Here is a 16,707-nt window from a genome sequence, read left to right as displayed (position 1 = left end):
TGTGTTTTGGTTTCTTATAAAATTAGTCTAATTATATTAAATATTGTTACGGATTCTTTCAATCACCCAGTCCTTAAAAGAATCTCCCCAAGTTTTATAATTTTGATAAAACTGTTCTTTATCATACCAATAGAGAAACAACACATCTTTTGGCGCTATATTAACTAATAACTTATGTATTAAATCTCGGTGTTTAGCTGACAATGACGAATGTGGCTGATGCAAGGCAAAATAGAACGATTGCTCTACAATATCTTCTAACTTATAGGCATTGCTGCGTTCTAATTTCTCTAGATAAATCTCAACACTCATCACTTGCTTACGAGCATTGATATCGATTTTATTTAAATAACTCTTAAATAACACCTTATCATCTAAAATAGCATTAATGGGATGTGTAGTGTCTTTTAGAAATTGAGCTAATTCAAACTTTTTAACTCTATCGTAGTTTGGAGTTTTAACAACGGTTTCTAAATCGCACTCAATAATTATGTGGTCCTTTAATTTATCTACTAATTCGGGTTGATCTATATGATATATGAGCACATCGTGAATAGTATCTTTTATGGCTTCTTTATAAACCTCTTTACTTTCAAAAACCACAATAGGTTTAATAAAATCGCGTAATAAATAAACGCCATCAAAAGCTCTTGTAAAAAACGAATCTGTTGTATACTGTAACGCGTGTAAACTTAAATCTCGTGTTCTTAAATCTCCATAAGTCTTAGCCGAATCTAGTAATTGTTGATGAATATCTTCATCTATAAAATTATTACCTAGCCTAAACTTATCGACTAGTTTTAATTGCTCCTTTTGCTTTTCTTCGAGATCATCAATTAAACGGAATGTTATATTGACACTATCATACTTAAGAATATCTAAAGGCTCATAAAACACATCAATATTTTGATCAAAATCAATACAGATAGCAGAATCTCTAGTAATATCATTAATTTTCTGTCCATGTGTTCTAAACACATGTTGCATCATTTCCCTATCAAACGAATGAAAAGGCAAATACACAGGTTTTCCTTTCTGCAGTGGAGATATAATAATTCCATGCGGATTCGCGTCTCCATGATTTAGGTATTGGGTGTCTTTTTTTCTTCAGCTATTTCAGGACTCCAACCGACACCATCAATAGAAAATGACTTAAGCTTTGTTTCAGAAAAACCAAGTGTCTTTAAGCATTTATTATAACGCTCAACTAATTTTCCGCTAATTGGAATCAGTTCGCTTCTAAATAGATTTGCTTCTTTTAGTTTTTGCATTCTAACAATTTATTAATCTGAGCATATTGTAATAACATAATTGTTTTTGCGTCAACAATCTCTTCTGTTTTTATCATCTCTAACGCCTTAGAAAACGGCAGTTCTAAAACTTCAATTTCTTCATTTTCGCTTTTTAATCCACCACCTTTACTAACTTTCATAGTTTCATTATATTCTGCCACAAATAAATACATTTTTTCCGTTAAGGCACCTGGTGAGGTATATACGGCTAAAACTTGTTTAGCATTATCAATTTTACACCCCACTTCTTCTTCTGTTTCTCTAATAATGGTTTCTAAAGGCTTATCATTATTATCAATAGCACCAGCACAAGCTTCAATAGACATACTTTCACTTTTATTTGTCTCATAAATGGGCATTCTGAATTGTTTGGTTAAAATTACAGTGCCTTTTTCTGGGTTAAACAACAATATTGCTGCTCCGTTGCCACGATTATAACATTCTCTAGAAACCGATTTCCAATCCCCATTTTTAAATTGATAATCATAATCTATTCTATCTAGAGTTGCCCACTCATTTGAGAGGTTTGTTTTATTTATGTTCTTGATTTTATCCATTTTATTTAAGATTCCTTGGTGTTCATTTGGAATTCTGTCGGAATGACAATCTTTATGATATCTTCTATTTTCCAGAAAACTGTTCTCTAGCTTCTGTTTCAATATTCAATTGATTTACTCTAGCATCCACTTTTCGTTTAAAGTCTGTATCTGCAATCGTTGCGACGTTATCTAAATAACGAATAACTTCTTGTCGTCTTATATCTGAAAAGTTTAAGCCTTTCATATTAGATTTCATTAATTCTTGAAGCATATTGAATTTGGTCTCATAATCCTTTTTAAAATACGTCTCTGGATTTTCAAACCAATCTTGTTCCAAATCAAAATCGGTTAATCGTAATGAAATTGCAGATTGAATATTACGTACATCTCTTGAAGAGAAGAATGGAAATACCTTCTGAATCTCTTTAAACAATGCGGCATAAAACATATGATCAGTCGTTTCATGACGTTTTTCGACCTTATCAAAGACCTCATGTACTCTTGCTTCAGAAGGTTTATCAATCGTATTGAGAATGTCTCCCATACTATTTGCTAAACCTTGATCTGATAAATACTTATAAACTTCAGGATCTTTCATATTTACAAAGTCGGGCATAGTATCTTGTAACTTTTTCCACCAGATATAATCTTGATCTACAAAATCGTGCTCAGTACGCGCACCATCAATTTTAAAACGACCTTGTACACGAGAAATCACTGCTTTATCTAACATTTCAGGTAAATTGGTAAATAAACCAATAGAACTATTTCCGTAATTGACGGCATAAGCCCCTTCGGTATACCTTAAAAACACACCAATTACTTCTTTTACACCTGCAGAAACCCCTTGAGTAGTTCGTTCTTGTAAATTATTTTCGGCATCATCAATAGGGGCAAAAATTAATTTAGAAGGATCTTGTAATGGCTTCATCCACTCTACCATTTTTTCGGCAGAACCACCTTGAAAGGTACTAATTAAAGTATCGGGCATGGGATGGAATAAAAATGGAATATCTAAATTATCGCTATGTTCTTTTAATCGGGTGGCGATGGCAGCAATCAACATACTTTTTCCTGTTCCCGGAATTCCATACCCCATAAAAACAGGCATAAAACCGCCTAATTCTTGAAATGGATTTTTCTTAGCTTCAAAATCGTAACTCAACATACGTTCGGTTAAACGACGTGCAAAATGCTTGGCATCTCTGTTTCCTACAATTTGCTCAAACTGAATTTTATTAAATTCGATACTCTTTGCGGTTCCTGAGAAGGTGTTCTCCCACCCAGAAATAGCAAACTCTGAATTTTCGAGTTTGTAAGTTCTATCAACAATCGTTTCTGTATATTCTAAGCTACTTTTACGTAGTTGAATTTCATCTATTAAAGCTTCAAAATAAACAACCGTAAAATCAATAACATCTTTGTCTGATTTAATAATTTCTGGATGCCCTAAATATTTGTCGTAATAAAATAACTGACACGAAATACCTTTTAAAGGTGTTAATAGAGAGACTTCCGGAATCCCTGCAAACTTCTGTTTCATCACCGATAAATCATCTGAAGCATGTGGTTTTAAATCGTGTAAAATCTTATACGCTGTTGCAAACAACATAAAAGCCGTTGCGGTATGCATTTTACTTTCATACTCACGTCTTCCAGAACGATCTAATGCCGATTTATTTTCACTTAAGGTCGATAAACCAGAGGCATCATAATAGGAATCTTTAATCCAAACCCCAAGTGTTAAACCCTCTTGCACAGCATATAAGGTCTGATTCAAATAAATTGGAAGCGCCACCGATTCTGGCAACAAACGCTTCTTTAAAGCTAAAACGGTTTTTGAAACGGACGTAACATTGACATTACTGCCGTTGTTTGCTCTAGATAAATACAATAAGATTGATTCATCTTTAGCGTCATTATCTTTATTTTTAGCCCGTTGACTTTGTTCCCATTGAATAGATTTTAAATATGTGGTTGCCTCATCGCGAAGCATATCTAATTCATTTTGTTTTATAGGGAAAGTTGAGTTGTGTTCCATTTTTTTAGTCTTCAGTTGGTAGTCTTCAGTCCTCAGTACATACGCATACGACTTGGACTTGACACATTTTATTAAAATTTTATAATCCGAATTTATCAGGATGTTTCATCATGTAATTGATAAGCTTTCCTATTTCTTCACTTTTATATTGTAATTTATTTTTCTTTTCTTCTGAAATATAATCACATGCTAAAGCAAAATCCAACCATAATTGCGTTTCAGAATTTTCACTGTCAGCGTCAGATAATTTACTTTTAAAATGCTTTTCGTACTGTCGTTTTCTATAGCCTTCAGCTATATTACCAACTAGATCTTATCATTTGCGACGATAAGCCAAATATTTCAGACTTAGGAAACACTTTAACTAAATGAAATATTTCCATTGCTAAATCGAATCCTTTTTGATAAGCCAATAATGTTTTAAAAGACATATTAATATTTATTGATTCTGACTGCTAACTGAGGACTGCACACTGCAGACTCATTCCGTTTTTAATTCAGAAACTTGAATAGGGCTTTGTGCCAACTTATTCATAATTTCAGGTGTTTTATTATATAGTAACTGTATGATTCGATGTGGCGCAAAGACGTATCGTTGCCTAAACATAGCATCCCAACGTTGATAGGTTTGTTTGCTAAAAAAACCACCTTCTTTAAATTCGCTTCCCGATTTTAATTCGTCTACTTTTAGTGAAATTGCATAAGATTCTAATGGAATTTCTTTATTTGCAATACCTTGTAAAATGGCATGTGTCACTTTATTTTCATCCTTAGCAAACACGTTATGAATTGGTCCTAAATCTACACGTTTTATCAGTTTGGGTAATACTTTTGGCAAACGCTTATCTATGCCATAAGCCATAGTATCTAAAGCCATTTCTCGGTCTGCAATAGACTTTAAAGCGCTGTATATTTCACTGCGTTCTTTTAGAGGATCTTTGCCGTCGTAATCAAAATACATGTAGCAAATAAATGGCCTGTTGTGAGACACATCGTAAAAACTCCAACTTACCAAATACTCCGCCACAGAACCTTCTGGTGCTGCTATTATTTTACCTTGAACAAAACGGTTAAAAATATATTCTTTTTTGGCCGAGGTATAATACACTATTGATGCGGCCTGAAAAAGCTTACGTTTAGCGATAGGTTCTTTCTTTCGCATCAAGGTGTCTAAAAACTCCTCTTTTAGCGTTTCTACATCTGTAAGCTTTCCTAAGTAATCTTCTCGTAATGCTAAATCATTAAACAAATAGCGGAATTCTAAATAATTAGGAAAACTAGAGTCCGTTAAATCTACTTTCATGTTTTCCTCTTCGTCATACATGTATTTTACACGCATGGCTTCAATGGAATACAGCAACAAATCACTGTATTGCTTAAAAAGAAGTACTTCTTGTTGATTTAGTATTTGATTTTGTTGTACAGCTACAATGAGTTCCTTTAATGCAAAATCTATCATTCTGTGATAGAACACATATTGTTCTTTGGAATCTAATATGGCGGAATCTAGTGGTGTTACAATCATTTTTGTAGGCTGTTGGCAGTATTCAGTTTGTAGTATACCAAGAATACCTGAAAAGTATTATTTAAAAATATATTGAATATATAGTGTTAGCCACAGTATTCAGTCTTCATTTGACTGTTAACTGAATACTGCTGACTCACAACTTATTATTATCCTAAAAGGTCATCTTCGTTAGCTTCTAGTTTTGGTTCGCCTGCTGGCTCTCCTCCTCCGTCACCTGAAGGTGCGTTTGCATCTGCTGCGTAGTAATCTTCAAAAATTTCTTTCATATCAATTCCGTAACGCTCAGCAAAATTCTTTTGAATAGACTTATCCTTTTCACGAATCTCACTTAAAGCTTCAGCATAACTTCCGTAAACGCCCTGCATAACTTTTTCGTGCACTGGAATATTATCCATCATTTCTTGACGTGCTCTAGCACTTGCCGTATGCATTGCGGCTAAAGTTTCACCAATATGCTCGTCTGTCTTAACACCTAAATGCTCTAAAATTGCTGCGAATTCCTGATCTGTACGTGCTTTTAAAGCTACCACGTAACCATCATAATATTTAAGACGCTCGTCTGTATCTGACTTTAATTTTGCACGATGCGTTTGTAAGTTACTACGTAAAGACGTTAATACTTTAATAGTTAAGTTATGTTTATGAACAAAACTATCTTTAGAAGCTGCTAATGTGGTATAAGCATTTTTAAGGCCTTCTAATTCTTCTACTTTTTGCTCTAAGGTGGTTACTTTACTTAAAGCATCTGAATAATCTGTAGATTGTTTATCTGCAACTTCTTCTAAAGCTTGACGCGCTTGTTTTAATAGCGCATATTGCTCTTCAAGCTTATCCTCTACTTCTTTTTTCTTTTGAAGTGCTTTGGTATGATTGTTAGACGCTTCAACAATAGCTGTTTTAAGACTTTCTTCGACTTCTTTGATTTCGATTTCTCTATCTTTTAAACGCTTAATTGCAGCCTGACTCTTAAATGATAATTCATTTAATAAGGTTTGAACATCTGCCGTTTCAATACGTTGTTGAAACATAGCTTTTGCTTCATTATCTGCCGCATCACGTGTTTTCTGAGCGTTTTTAAGCTCTGCTTCAGCATCTTTGATTTTGCTTTTTCGTCCCCAAAGGTTATTCCACCACGTATCTGGTTTATTATTTGCGTCTTCTAATTCAACTTTAGCACGCTCTAATCGTTTAACAGCATCGTCTATAACTTTTTGTTCTGAGGCGTTTAAAGCTGAAAACCCTTCAAACATAATCCCTACTTCATCTTGATAATCTGTTAAATCCTTAATAGCATCCAATAGCGTAGATCTATCTTTTTCAGCCATATCAACCACATTATCTAATGTGGCGTTTAATATTTTCTGACGACTTTCTGGGTCATCTTCTTGAGCAAGCTTTGACTTCATTTGGTCAATCGCTTTTCCCCAATTTACATCGACTTTTTCAGCTTTTTCGTTGGAATTTGTTTCTAATAAATCAAAATCATCAGACATATAGTGTAGTGTTATTTAGGTTAAACATTATTCTGTTAAGCAATTTCGGTAAATTTTTATGACTATAAAAACTTTAGTTGCTAAAATATAAGTAGTGTATTTTAGGCATTTGTTACACATTTTTTTTCAAAATTTAGTCTGTATTTCTTTCTACAACAGAAAATGATTTAGAAAATTACACGTTGGACCGTTTACAACACAAAAAATACAAACGACAAATGTTAAAAATAGGTTTCTAAATTATTAACTAAACATCACGTTTACCCCTTAAAAACACTGTGGTTTAACGGATTTATATAGCATTTAATCGATACGGTTATCAACTAAAAGTTTGTAAATAATTTAATATTAAGTATTTAACATTATCTTTTTTTATATATTAGCCACATAGAACCCAAATCTAAAATGAAAAATCATGTACTATAACCTAGTTCCAAAGGCTTTAATTGTAACTACAACACAGCTTACCATGATATTAATCGCTGTGGCCTCTATTTTTTTTGTTTTTATTTTAATTGCAATCATTAAGATGTATAAATTAAAAGCTGAAAACAAAAAGTTAATGCAAACAAACGCTTATAAAGATTATGAAGAATCTGGTATAGATTCACAAAATTCACATAGCGGCCACCTTTATGGTGATCATTAAACAATTATAGACGCTTTATTATTAATGCCGCTCTTCGCTATGTTTAAGACTTATTATTTTTAATAAACCTGATTTATACGCAATGCGTACAAGGAGACCTAGCAATAAAGAAATAGACAACATTTATCATATAAATAACAACCTTATTTATAATAACAAACAAAAAAAAAGCCAGCAAATAGCTGGCTTTTTTTGTTTTAATAGTCTATCAATTTATCGGACTAATTTTCTATACTTAATTCGTTTTGGCATTAAATCACCTCCCAAACGTTTCTTCTTATTTTCTTCGTATTCACTAAAACCACCTTCAAAGAAATAGACTTGAGAATCTCCTTCAAAAGCTAAGATATGCGTACAGATTCTATCTAAGAACCATCTATCGTGACTAATAACTACTGCACAACCAGCGAAGTTTTCTAAACCTTCTTCTAACGCTCGTAATGTATTAACATCTAAATCGTTAGTAGGCTCATCTAAAAGCAATACGTTACCTTCTTCTTTAAGTGTCATAGCCAAGTGTAATCGGTTACGTTCACCACCAGAAAGCAATTTCACCTTTTTATTTTGCTCACCTCCTGAGAAATTAAATCGACTTAAATAGGCTCTAGAATTCACTTCCTTTCCTCCCATCATCACCAACTCTTGCTCATCACTAAAGTTTTGCCAAATTGTTTTCTCTGGATCAATATTAGAGTGCTTCTGATCGACGTAAGCAATCTTGGCAGTTTCACCAACTTTGAATTCGCCTTTATCTGGAGTTTCCTCTCCCATAATCATTCTAAAGATGGTTGTCTTACCAGCACCATTTGGTCCGATAACACCAACAATACCTGCTTGAGGCAAATTGAAATTTAGATTATCATATAACAATTTATCATCGTACCCCTTAGCCACACCAACAGCTTCAATAACATTTGTTCCCAGACGTGGGCCATTAGGAATATAGATCTCTAATTTTTCGTCAAGTTGTTTTTGATCTTGACTCATTAATTTATCATAGTTCTTCAAACGTGCTTTTTGCTTTGTTTGACGACCTTTTGCTCCTTGACGTACCCATTCTAGCTCACGTTCTAAAGTCTTTTGACGTTTAGACGCTGTTTTACTTTCTTGAGCCATTCGTTTTGATTTCTGATCTAGCCAAGATGAGTAATTCCCTTTCCAAGGAATCCCTTCACCTCTATCCAATTCTAAAATCCAACCCGCTACATTATCTAAGAAATATCTATCGTGTGTTACAGCGATAACGGTTCCTTTATATTGTGCTAAGTGATGCTCTAACCAATGTACAGATTCCGCATCTAAGTGGTTAGTTGGCTCATCTAATAATAGTACATCTGGTTCTTGCAATAACAAACGACATAAGGCTACACGACGACGTTCACCACCAGAAAGCACTCCTATTTTTTTATCTCCATCAGGAGTTCTTAGCGCATCCATTGCTATTTCTAACTTGGTATCTAATTCCCATGCATTTGCAGCATCAATTTGATCTTGCAGCTCTGCCTGACGGTTCATGAGCTTCTCCATCTTATCAGCATCACTATACACCTCTTCTAAACCAAACTGATCATTAATACTGTTGTATTCATCGAGAATGGCTACAGTTTCAGCAGCACCTTCTCTTACAATTTCCATAACGGTTTTGTCATCATCCAATTGTGGCTCTTGCTCTAAGTAGCCAACCGTGTAACCCGGTTGAAAAACGACATCTCCTTGGTAATTCTTATCAACTCCAGCTATAATTTTCAACAAGGTTGATTTACCAGAACCATTGAGACCAAGAATACCAATTTTAGCACCGTAAAAGAAACTCAAATATATATTTTTTAAGACCGGAGTATTTGCTCCAGGAAAGGTCTTAGTAAGACCAGACATTGCGAAAATTACTTTTTTATCGTCAGACATTATTATTTACGATTTTTGATTTACAATTTTAATTTTTGTTCGTTGTGGTCTAATTCTAAAGACCAATACCGATTTATACTCTTCCTTTTAAGGCATTAAAAACCCATGCAATACAGAAAAATCCCCCACCAACAGCAGCAAAGCCCCAACCTGCAACATCATCGTACCTAAATGCTCCAAGTGCAATTAATCCAAATCCTACAAATAGCATAATCCATGTAGCCCAAGCTAATACCGTATTTTTATTCATTGCCATATTCAATCTTAGTTTAATAGTTAGTTAGTTTACAAATATCGCATTTTAAATAAAAAAAGCATCACTATTTGTGATGCTTCTAATGTAAATTATGTCAAAAACTAAAAATTAATCATAGGAACTTCAATAAACAATAGCTCATTATCGGTTTTGGCTGTTATATTAAAACTATCCGTTTCTGAAATCCCTATAGCATCTCTAGACGCTAAAATATCTCCTTCAATTTTGGCTTTACCAGAAATCAACATCACATAAACACCATGAGTCTTTCCTTTTAATTGATATGTGAATGCTTCGCCTTCTGACAAATCAATTCTTGAAAGCTTAGCATCTTGATGAATTTTAAGACTTTCTGTATCACTATCATCAAAAGATGTTACTAATGTTTGAAGCTGTCCTTTTCGACCTTCAGTTTTAAATGTTTTCTGATCGTAACGTGGTTCAACATTTCGTTCTTGTGGTATTACCCAAATTTGGAATAGACTTAAATGCTCATCAAGCGATCCATTAATTTCAGAATGTTGTACTCCTGTTCCTGCTGACATCACTTGCACTTCACCAGGAAGAACAGCTTGCCAATCATCCTTCATATTATCGCGATGTTTTAAAACACCTTTTAAAGGTATGGTTATAATTTCCATATTATCATGAGGATGTGTTCCAAATCCCATTTTTGGTGCTATAATATCATCATTTAAGACTCTTAATGCACCAAAATGCACGCGTTCAGGATTGTTCCAACTTGCAAAACTAAAGGAATGTCTAGCTTGCAACCATCCATGATCTGCAAAACCTCTAGTGTCTGCTTTATGTAGTACTTTTTTCATGATAATATCCTTTTAATGATTTCAACTAACGCATTTTATCGAGCAGATTACTTAATTGTTCCGCTTCAGCCTCACTTAAATTTTGAATTAACTCTTTATTCATATCATTCGGAATTGTGTTTAATAAATCCAAACCCTGTTGCGTGATTTCAATTTTAACCACACGTCTATCATGTTCTGATGGTAAACGCTTAATTAAATGTTTAGCACAGAGTTTATCCATTAATCGTGTTGCATTCGGTGAACGCTCTAACATTCTATCCTTAATCGTCTGCACTTTCAAAGGTTCTTCAGCACCTCTTAAAATTCTTAAAATATTATACTGTTGTTGCGAGATTCCAAAGGCTTTAAATGATTCATTTTGACAACTCGTAATCCAATTAGCTGTATAAATAATATTTAGAAGCGCCTTTACTTTAAAGTTTTCAAATTTTGAATTAATATCTTTCGATAAATCTCCCATGTGTTACTAATCTTAAAATTCTATTTATGCTTTAATATCATCGTATTGGGTGGTCTTACTAAATACTTTGGCCACATAAGGACAACCAGCCGTTGCTTTTAAGTTATTTTCTCTTGCGTAATCAGCTATTGCATCTATTAATTTCTGACCAAGATTTTGACCTCTATAATTAGGATCAATCTCTGTATGGTTAATATCGATAAGATCATCATTCACGAAGGCATACGCAATTTCACCAATCTCTTTTCCATTATCTAAAAGATAAAATCTCTTGTTTTTATTTAATGTTTCGTGTTTTAATTCCATGATTATAGACTGTTTTTAAAATGTTCTACTTTAGTCAACAATTCTGTATTTAAGGTATCATTCGTAATCTTACCCTCAGAAAAATTATCATAAAATGATGGTAAAGAAAACTGCGCTACAATATTAGCATCGTGTCTTGGAAAACGATCAGCAGCCAATTCTAAGACTGAGGCTCCACCTCTAGCCCCTGGCGATGTTGCCATAAGTAATAACGGTTTGTTTAAAAACGTTTTTTGCTCTACTCTAGAAGCCCAATCAAATATGTTTTTAAAAGCTGAAGTATACGCTCCGTTATGTTCCGCTAAAGCGATTATAAAACCATCTGCTCCCTTTAAATGATTAACAAAATCGACCGCTTGCTCAGGAAAACCTTGGCTCGCTTCTCTATCTGAACTATAAATAGGCATTTCAAAATCGTTTAAATCTAATACTGTTGCACTGACCCCATCGACTAATTGCGATGCATAAATGGCTAATTGTTTATTTATAGAGGTACTACTATTACTTCCGGCAAATACTATGATGTGTTTCATTTCTTTATATAGGTTTAAGTTTAATTGATTTTTTTATAAAAAATATAAGACACTATCAGTAAAATAAATGCTAATACTGCCGCCATTTGTTCACCATCACCAATCATATAATGTGCAAAAAAGGCTAAAATAAAGGCAAAAAAGAAGCCTGAATACGCCCATTCCTTTAAGGTTTTTAATCTTGGAGCCCAAAGCACTATCAATCCTAATAATTTAACCACGGCATACGGATAAATAATATAAGCAGGATATCCGAAATTTGTGAATGCAATGACCATATCGTCATGCTTAAAAAAGTACATGCTTACAGAAAACAACATTAACAATGTTAATAAACCTGTAGCTACGTAATAAATAATTTTATTTGTTTTCATTTTTTATTTGTTTTAGTGATACAAAACTACAATAAAATAAAATAGTTTCCAAGGAAAATAATTCCATGTAATATTATTTTACAAACCATTCACTTTCCAAACATCGTTTCGTTTTGTAAATTCGTGCAAACAAAAATTAAGTTTTAACAAATAGAACACCCACTCTTTTGGGCAACACATATGGACATTAAATTCAACAAAAACGAAGACCATAATAAGCTTCTTCTTTCCGATTTAAAAAAGCGTTTAGTAAAAGTTAAACTCGGTGGAGGAGAAAAAAGTATTGAAAAACATAAAGCTAAAGGTAAAATGACGGCACGTGAGCGTATCAATTATTTATTAGACCCCAAAGCTAAATCTATAGAGATTGGTGCCTTTGCTGGCGAAGGTATGTATGAACAATACGGAGGCTGTCCGTCTGGAGGTGTCGTTGTAAAAATGGGTTACATTAAAGGCAAGCAATGTATTGTTGTGGCCAATGATGCTACCGTTAAGGCTGGTGCTTGGTTTCCAATTACAGCCAAAAAGAATCTACGTGCTCAGGAAATTGCTATTGAAAACCGTTTGCCAATTATTTACTTGGTTGACAGCGCAGGAGTTTTTCTACCGATGCAAGATGAAATTTTCCCAGACAAAGAACATTTTGGTCGTATTTTTAGAAACAACGCTGTTATGAGTAGTATGGGTATTACCCAAATTGCGGCTGTTATGGGAAGTTGTGTGGCTGGTGGAGCTTATTTACCCATTATGAGTGATGAAGCTTTAATTGTTGATAAGACAGGAAGTATTTTCTTAGCCGGAAGCTATTTGGTAAAAGCTGCCATAGGAGAAACAATAGATAATGAAACTTTAGGAGGAGCTACAACGCACTGTGAAATTTCTGGAGTTACCGATTACAAAGCTAAAGACGATAAAGATGCGTTAGATAAAATTAAAAACATCGTTGATAAAATCGGTGATTTTGATAAAGCAGGTTATAATAGAGCCGAATCTAAAAAACCTAAAGAGAATCCGGATGACATCTATGGAATTCTTCCAAAAAGTCGCGCGGACCAATATGATATGAAAGAAATCATAAAGCGTTTGGTTGATAACTCTGAATTTGATGAATACAAACAAGATTATGGCAAAACCATTATCACGGCTTATGCTCGGATTGAAGGTTGGGCCGTTGGTATTGTTGCTAATCAACGAAAACTAGTAAAAAATGCAAAAGGCGAAATGCAATTTGGAGGTGTTATATATAATGACTCTGCAGATAAAGCAACGCGTTTTATAGCGAATTGTAATCAGAAGAAAATTCCATTAGTATTTCTACAAGACGTTACAGGATTTATGGTTGGTAGTAAATCGGAACACTCCGGAATTATTAAAGATGGAGCAAAAATGGTAAATGCGGTTAGTAATTCTATAGTCCCAAAATTCACAATTATATTAGGTAATAGTTACGGAGCTGGAAACTATGCCATGTGTGGAAAAGCGTACGACCCAAGATTGATTGCGGCATGGCCAAGTGCAGAACTCGCTGTGATGAGTGGTAATTCTGCAGCAAAAGTTTTATTACAAATCGAAACTGCTTCACTTAAGAAAAAAGGTGAGAAAATCACAAAGGAAAAAGAAGACGAATTATTTAATAAGATAAAAGATAGATATGACGACCAGGTATCTCCATATTATGCCGCATCTCGTATTTGGACCGATGGAGTAATTGATCCTTTAGACACAAGAACTTGGATTTCTATGGGCATAGAAGCGGCCAACCACGCACCTATTGAAAAACCGTTTAATATGGGTGTTTTGCAGGTTTAAACTAACCTGTAAATATAACCATATAAAAAAAGAGCGCAATTTGCGCTCTTTTTTTATATATAATGAAATGCTATTAAAGGGTTAACCCTTCACGTTTCGCTTTCTTTTCTGCTTTAATTTCTTTTAAACGTTCCATTGATGCACCAAAAAGCCAATATGGTACTACAAACGTTAAAAGGAAAATCATTAACCAAAATCCTATAGTTAATATGGTTAAAAATGCTAAAAATCCTAAATATTGATCAAAGTCGAACATAATTCTTGAGTCGTTTTCGTTTTGTTAGTACAAAGATATAACCAAAATATAAGTTTTACAACAGCCTTGCCTAGTTTTATTAACAGGTTATTAAAAAAATCATAAAGACTTCATTAATAAATCTGCTGTAGCAGGATTTGTAGCCAGTGGCACATTGTGTACATCGCATAATCGCATTAGCATGAGAATATCAGGTTCATGCGGATGCCGATCTAATGGATCTCTAAAAAACAAGACCATATTGCATTTGCCTTCAGCTACACGAGCTGCAATCTGAGCATCTCCACCTAAAGGACCAGACAGTAACGCATTAACGTTAAACCCTGCTTTAGACACTTTTTCTCCAGTTGTTCCTGTAGAAACAAGATTAATATTTTTATGATGTAAAATTTCGCTATGCTCATTTAAAAACTGAACCATTTCGGCCTTTTTTCCATCATGAGCTATTATGGCTATTTCCATATTAAAGATTTTTAACGTGATAATCGACTAAGCCTTCAATTGGTCGTCTTACAAAATTGCCAACTTTAAATCCATATTCTTTGGCAACTTGCTTAATTTCTTCTTGTCCAAAATAGGCGATAGAACCTGCAAAATGAACAGGAATTCCAGCCTCCAACTCTTCTTTATATTGAAGAATCATATTCTCTGCAAACAGACGAATACCTTTAGTAATGATATTACTAATATATTCAGAATCTTTATTAATAAACATAAATTCGGCATGGTCTGCTAAATAAGCACTAGGATTGGTTTGCTTATAAAGGTTGTACTTAATGTAATCCGCATCTAGATTATGTTTGTGTGCAAATGCAACACTAATGGTATCTGGCATTTTATTAAAGTAATAGTCTCTAATTAATTGTTTACCAAAATAGTTACCGCTAGCATCATCCATTAATATAAATCCAAGACTTGCCACACGTTGATGTAAATCTTTACCATCATAATAACTACAATTAGACCCTGTTCCTAAAATACAAACCACAGCCGCTTCGTCATTAGAATTAATACATGCTCTAACTGCAGCATAGGTATCTTCTCTAACTTCAACTGTAGCATTAACAAAGTACGATTCCAAAATTGACTTTAATAACAATGTTGGCTTCTCTGTTCCACAACCTGCACCATAAAAGTAAATATGTGTAACCTCCTTAGCGATTGCCATCAGTTCTTTACTCTTACGAATTGTTTTATTAAGTTTTTTCTCTGCTACAATAGCAGGATTTAAACCTTTGGTTCTTATTTTATCAACAGCTTGCTTTCCATTAGCATCTAATGCAATCCAATCGCATTTTGTAGAACCACCATCTGTAATTAAAATCATAATGTTTAAAAATTAAAAATTCCGTAGGGATTATTAAGATATATCCCTACGGAATTTTAGAATTAATACTAAATAAATTATAAGCTATTTACTTTTTGAGCTAAATCAACCAATTTGTTTGAATACCCAAACTCATTGTCATACCAAGAGATTAATTTAAAGAATGTAGCGTTTAATTCAATTGAAGCATCTGCATCAAAAACACTAGTTCTTTCTTCACTTACAAAATCTTGAGATACTACAGCATCTTCAGTATAGCCTAAAACACCTTTCATAGATCCTTCAGCTGCTTTTTTCATAGCTGCCTTAATATCTGCTAGAGACGTTTCTTTCTTAGTTTTAACGGTTAAATCTACCACTGAAACATCTACAGTTGGAACTCTAAATGCCATACCTGTAAGTTTCCCATCTAATTCAGGAATTACTTTACCTACTGCTTTTGCAGCACCTGTAGAACTAGGGATAATATTGTTAAGAGCAGAACGTCCTAAACGATAGTTTTTACGAGAAGGTGCATCTACAGTAAATTGTGTAGACGTTGCAGCATGAATCGTTGTCATTAAAGCTTCATCAATTCCGAAATTATCTTCAATAACTTTAGCAATAGGTGCTAAGCAGTTAGTTGTACAAGAAGCATTAGAAACAATAGTATCGCTAGCTTTTAACGTATTATCGTTAACTCCCATTACAAACATTGGTGCATCTTTACTTGGTGCAGAAATTACTACTTTTTTAGCACCACCATCAATATGATACTGAGCCATTTCTAAAGTTGTAAAAATACCTGTACATTCAGCAACCACTGTTGCTCCAACTTCATCCCACTTTAAGTTTTTAGGATCTTTTTCTGCAGTCACACGAATTGTTTTACCGTCAACTACTAAATGTCCATCCTTTACTTCAACTGTTCCATCAAATCTTCCGTGAACTGAATCGTATTTTAATAAATATGCTAAATGCTCTACATCTAATAAGTCATTAATTGCAACAACATCAACGTCATTACGTTTTACAGTTGCTCTAAAAACTATTCTTCCTATTCTACCGAATCCGTTGATTCCTAATTTTAAATTTGCCATTTCTCTATCTTTGTTTTAATTTTTATTCTT

The 16,707-nt window shown here is 33.7% G+C and carries 21 protein-coding genes; 2 read left to right on the top strand and 19 right to left on the bottom strand.

The features are described 5' to 3' along the window. Positions 1–36 precede the first annotated feature (36 nt). From ACXGSQ_RS11475 to ACXGSQ_RS11440, 8 genes are all read right to left on the bottom strand, one after another. Positions 37–1,041: a DUF6638 family protein gene (locus ACXGSQ_RS11475; protein WP_458629353.1), complete on the bottom strand. Its 1,005-nt coding sequence runs from the start codon at positions 1,039–1,041 to the stop codon at positions 37–39. A gap of 41 nt (positions 1,042–1,082) precedes the next feature. Then, positions 1,083–1,271, bottom strand: a complete 189-nt coding sequence (locus ACXGSQ_RS11470) for a DUF6638 family protein (RefSeq protein ID WP_458626317.1) — start codon at positions 1,269–1,271, stop codon at positions 1,083–1,085. Further along, positions 1,259–1,849 carry an NUDIX domain-containing protein gene (locus ACXGSQ_RS11465; RefSeq protein ID WP_458626316.1) on the bottom strand — a complete coding sequence of 197 codons (591 nt, stop codon included), beginning with the start codon at positions 1,847–1,849 and terminating at the stop codon, positions 1,259–1,261. The genes ACXGSQ_RS11470 and ACXGSQ_RS11465 overlap by 13 nt, the downstream gene beginning before the upstream one ends. A 64-nt stretch (positions 1,850–1,913) precedes the next feature. Then, entirely contained in the window at positions 1,914–3,872 is a 1,959-nt protein-coding gene (locus ACXGSQ_RS11460) for an AAA family ATPase (RefSeq protein ID WP_458626315.1), read from the bottom strand. Between the two features lie 79 nt (positions 3,873–3,951). Continuing rightward, positions 3,952–4,170 carry a four helix bundle protein gene (locus tag ACXGSQ_RS11455; RefSeq protein ID WP_458629352.1) on the bottom strand — a complete coding sequence of 73 codons (219 nt, stop codon included), beginning with the start codon at positions 4,168–4,170 and terminating at the stop codon, positions 3,952–3,954. Between the two features lies 1 nt (position 4,171). Then, a complete protein-coding gene (locus ACXGSQ_RS11450) occupies positions 4,172–4,303 on the bottom strand; it encodes a four helix bundle protein (protein WP_458626314.1) in 132 nt (43 codons plus the stop codon). A gap of 50 nt (positions 4,304–4,353) precedes the next feature. Further along, on the bottom strand, positions 4,354–5,397 hold the full coding sequence (locus ACXGSQ_RS11445) for a hypothetical protein (RefSeq protein ID WP_458626313.1): 1,044 nt from the start codon (positions 5,395–5,397) through the stop codon (positions 4,354–4,356). Positions 5,398–5,546: 149 nt separating this feature from the next. Continuing rightward, on the bottom strand, positions 5,547–6,893 hold the full coding sequence (locus tag ACXGSQ_RS11440) for a microtubule-binding protein (protein ID WP_458626312.1): 1,347 nt from the start codon (positions 6,891–6,893) through the stop codon (positions 5,547–5,549). A 415-nt stretch (positions 6,894–7,308) separates the two neighbouring features. On the opposite strand from ACXGSQ_RS11440, the gene ACXGSQ_RS11435 reads away from it, so the two are divergent. Then, entirely contained in the window at positions 7,309–7,542 is a 234-nt protein-coding gene (locus tag ACXGSQ_RS11435) for a hypothetical protein (RefSeq protein WP_458626311.1), read from the top strand. A 213-nt stretch (positions 7,543–7,755) separates the two neighbouring features. Here ACXGSQ_RS11435 and ettA read toward each other — a convergent pair whose 3' ends face one another. The 7 genes from ettA to ACXGSQ_RS11400 all read right to left on the bottom strand — a co-directional run bounded on the left by ettA (position 7,756) and on the right by ACXGSQ_RS11400 (position 12,206). After that, positions 7,756–9,447, bottom strand: a complete 1,692-nt coding sequence (gene ettA / locus ACXGSQ_RS11430; RefSeq protein ID WP_458626310.1) for an energy-dependent translational throttle protein EttA — start codon at positions 9,445–9,447, stop codon at positions 7,756–7,758. A 73-nt stretch (positions 9,448–9,520) separates the two neighbouring features. Beyond that, entirely contained in the window at positions 9,521–9,703 is a 183-nt protein-coding gene (locus ACXGSQ_RS11425; protein WP_110475140.1) for a CAL67264 family membrane protein, read from the bottom strand. A 101-nt stretch (positions 9,704–9,804) separates the two neighbouring features. Then, positions 9,805–10,530 (bottom strand): pirin family protein, encoded by a 726-nt coding sequence (locus ACXGSQ_RS11420; protein ID WP_458626309.1) that lies wholly within the window; start codon positions 10,528–10,530, stop codon positions 9,805–9,807. Between the two features lie 25 nt (positions 10,531–10,555). Next, the gene (locus ACXGSQ_RS11415; protein WP_458626308.1) at positions 10,556–10,993 is read right to left on the bottom strand and encodes a MarR family winged helix-turn-helix transcriptional regulator; all 438 of its coding nucleotides are present in this window, start codon (positions 10,991–10,993) and stop codon (positions 10,556–10,558) included. A gap of 24 nt (positions 10,994–11,017) precedes the next feature. Next, positions 11,018–11,299 carry a GNAT family N-acetyltransferase gene (locus ACXGSQ_RS11410; protein ID WP_458626307.1) on the bottom strand — a complete coding sequence of 94 codons (282 nt, stop codon included), beginning with the start codon at positions 11,297–11,299 and terminating at the stop codon, positions 11,018–11,020. 2 nt (positions 11,300–11,301) lie between these two features. Next, a complete protein-coding gene (locus ACXGSQ_RS11405) occupies positions 11,302–11,832 on the bottom strand; it encodes an NADPH-dependent FMN reductase (RefSeq protein ID WP_458626306.1) in 531 nt (176 codons plus the stop codon). Positions 11,833–11,852: 20 nt separating this feature from the next. Next, positions 11,853–12,206 carry a DoxX family protein gene (locus ACXGSQ_RS11400; protein ID WP_458626305.1) on the bottom strand — a complete coding sequence of 118 codons (354 nt, stop codon included), beginning with the start codon at positions 12,204–12,206 and terminating at the stop codon, positions 11,853–11,855. 180 nt (positions 12,207–12,386) lie between these two features. Here ACXGSQ_RS11400 and ACXGSQ_RS11395 point away from each other — a divergent pair, with 180 nt between their 5' ends. Beyond that, positions 12,387–14,015: an acyl-CoA carboxylase subunit beta gene (locus tag ACXGSQ_RS11395; protein ID WP_458626304.1), complete on the top strand. Its 1,629-nt coding sequence runs from the start codon at positions 12,387–12,389 to the stop codon at positions 14,013–14,015. Positions 14,016–14,088: 73 nt separating this feature from the next. Here the strand turns inward: ACXGSQ_RS11395 and ACXGSQ_RS11390 are convergent, their stop codons facing one another. The 4 genes from ACXGSQ_RS11390 to gap all read right to left on the bottom strand — a co-directional run bounded on the left by ACXGSQ_RS11390 (position 14,089) and on the right by gap (position 16,677). After that, complete coding sequence (locus ACXGSQ_RS11390; RefSeq protein WP_458626303.1) at positions 14,089–14,271, bottom strand: hypothetical protein; 183 nt, start codon at positions 14,269–14,271, stop codon at positions 14,089–14,091. A gap of 99 nt (positions 14,272–14,370) precedes the next feature. Continuing rightward, positions 14,371–14,733 (bottom strand): methylglyoxal synthase, encoded by a 363-nt coding sequence (locus tag ACXGSQ_RS11385; RefSeq protein ID WP_092470698.1) that lies wholly within the window; start codon positions 14,731–14,733, stop codon positions 14,371–14,373. Position 14,734: 1 nt separating this feature from the next. Further along, positions 14,735–15,598 carry an N-acetylglucosamine kinase gene (locus ACXGSQ_RS11380; RefSeq protein WP_458626302.1) on the bottom strand — a complete coding sequence of 288 codons (864 nt, stop codon included), beginning with the start codon at positions 15,596–15,598 and terminating at the stop codon, positions 14,735–14,737. Positions 15,599–15,675: 77 nt separating this feature from the next. Continuing rightward, positions 15,676–16,677 (bottom strand): type I glyceraldehyde-3-phosphate dehydrogenase, encoded by a 1,002-nt coding sequence (gene gap / locus ACXGSQ_RS11375; RefSeq protein ID WP_458626301.1) that lies wholly within the window; start codon positions 16,675–16,677, stop codon positions 15,676–15,678. Positions 16,678–16,707 lie beyond the last annotated feature (30 nt).

This window comes from Winogradskyella sp. PC D3.3 (assembly GCF_054366245.1).
This window is presented reverse-complemented; position numbering and strand designations above follow the sequence as displayed.

What these genes read in the sequence shown, in the direction of transcription:
- ACXGSQ_RS11435 (WP_458626311.1), top strand. Translation starts at nt 7,309, where the DNA reads ATGTACTATAACCTAGTTCCAAAGGCTTTAATTGTAACTACAACACAG.
- ettA (WP_458626310.1), bottom strand. Translation starts at nt 9,447, where the DNA reads ATGTCTGACGATAAAAAAGTAATTTTCGCAATGTCTGGTCTTACTAAG.
- ACXGSQ_RS11410 (WP_458626307.1), bottom strand. Translation starts at nt 11,299, where the DNA reads ATGGAATTAAAACACGAAACATTAAATAAAAACAAGAGATTTTATCTT.
- ACXGSQ_RS11470 (WP_458626317.1), bottom strand. Translation starts at nt 1,271, where the DNA reads ATGCAAAAACTAAAAGAAGCAAATCTATTTAGAAGCGAACTGATTCCA.
- ACXGSQ_RS11420 (WP_458626309.1), bottom strand. Translation starts at nt 10,530, where the DNA reads ATGAAAAAAGTACTACATAAAGCAGACACTAGAGGTTTTGCAGATCAT.
- ACXGSQ_RS11465 (WP_458626316.1), bottom strand. Translation starts at nt 1,849, where the DNA reads ATGGATAAAATCAAGAACATAAATAAAACAAACCTCTCAAATGAGTGG.
- ACXGSQ_RS11405 (WP_458626306.1), bottom strand. Translation starts at nt 11,832, where the DNA reads ATGAAACACATCATAGTATTTGCCGGAAGTAATAGTAGTACCTCTATA.
- ACXGSQ_RS11395 (WP_458626304.1), top strand. Translation starts at nt 12,387, where the DNA reads ATGGACATTAAATTCAACAAAAACGAAGACCATAATAAGCTTCTTCTT.
- ACXGSQ_RS11415 (WP_458626308.1), bottom strand. Translation starts at nt 10,993, where the DNA reads ATGGGAGATTTATCGAAAGATATTAATTCAAAATTTGAAAACTTTAAA.
- ACXGSQ_RS11440 (WP_458626312.1), bottom strand. Translation starts at nt 6,893, where the DNA reads ATGTCTGATGATTTTGATTTATTAGAAACAAATTCCAACGAAAAAGCT.
- ACXGSQ_RS11450 (WP_458626314.1), bottom strand. Translation starts at nt 4,303, where the DNA reads ATGTCTTTTAAAACATTATTGGCTTATCAAAAAGGATTCGATTTAGCA.
- ACXGSQ_RS11425 (WP_110475140.1), bottom strand. Translation starts at nt 9,703, where the DNA reads ATGGCAATGAATAAAAATACGGTATTAGCTTGGGCTACATGGATTATG.
- gap (WP_458626301.1), bottom strand. Translation starts at nt 16,677, where the DNA reads ATGGCAAATTTAAAATTAGGAATCAACGGATTCGGTAGAATAGGAAGA.
- ACXGSQ_RS11460 (WP_458626315.1), bottom strand. Translation starts at nt 3,872, where the DNA reads ATGGAACACAACTCAACTTTCCCTATAAAACAAAATGAATTAGATATG.
- ACXGSQ_RS11380 (WP_458626302.1), bottom strand. Translation starts at nt 15,598, where the DNA reads ATGATTTTAATTACAGATGGTGGTTCTACAAAATGCGATTGGATTGCA.
- ACXGSQ_RS11445 (WP_458626313.1), bottom strand. Translation starts at nt 5,397, where the DNA reads ATGATTGTAACACCACTAGATTCCGCCATATTAGATTCCAAAGAACAA.
- ACXGSQ_RS11385 (WP_092470698.1), bottom strand. Translation starts at nt 14,733, where the DNA reads ATGGAAATAGCCATAATAGCTCATGATGGAAAAAAGGCCGAAATGGTT.
- ACXGSQ_RS11390 (WP_458626303.1), bottom strand. Translation starts at nt 14,271, where the DNA reads ATGTTCGACTTTGATCAATATTTAGGATTTTTAGCATTTTTAACCATA.
- ACXGSQ_RS11400 (WP_458626305.1), bottom strand. Translation starts at nt 12,206, where the DNA reads ATGAAAACAAATAAAATTATTTATTACGTAGCTACAGGTTTATTAACA.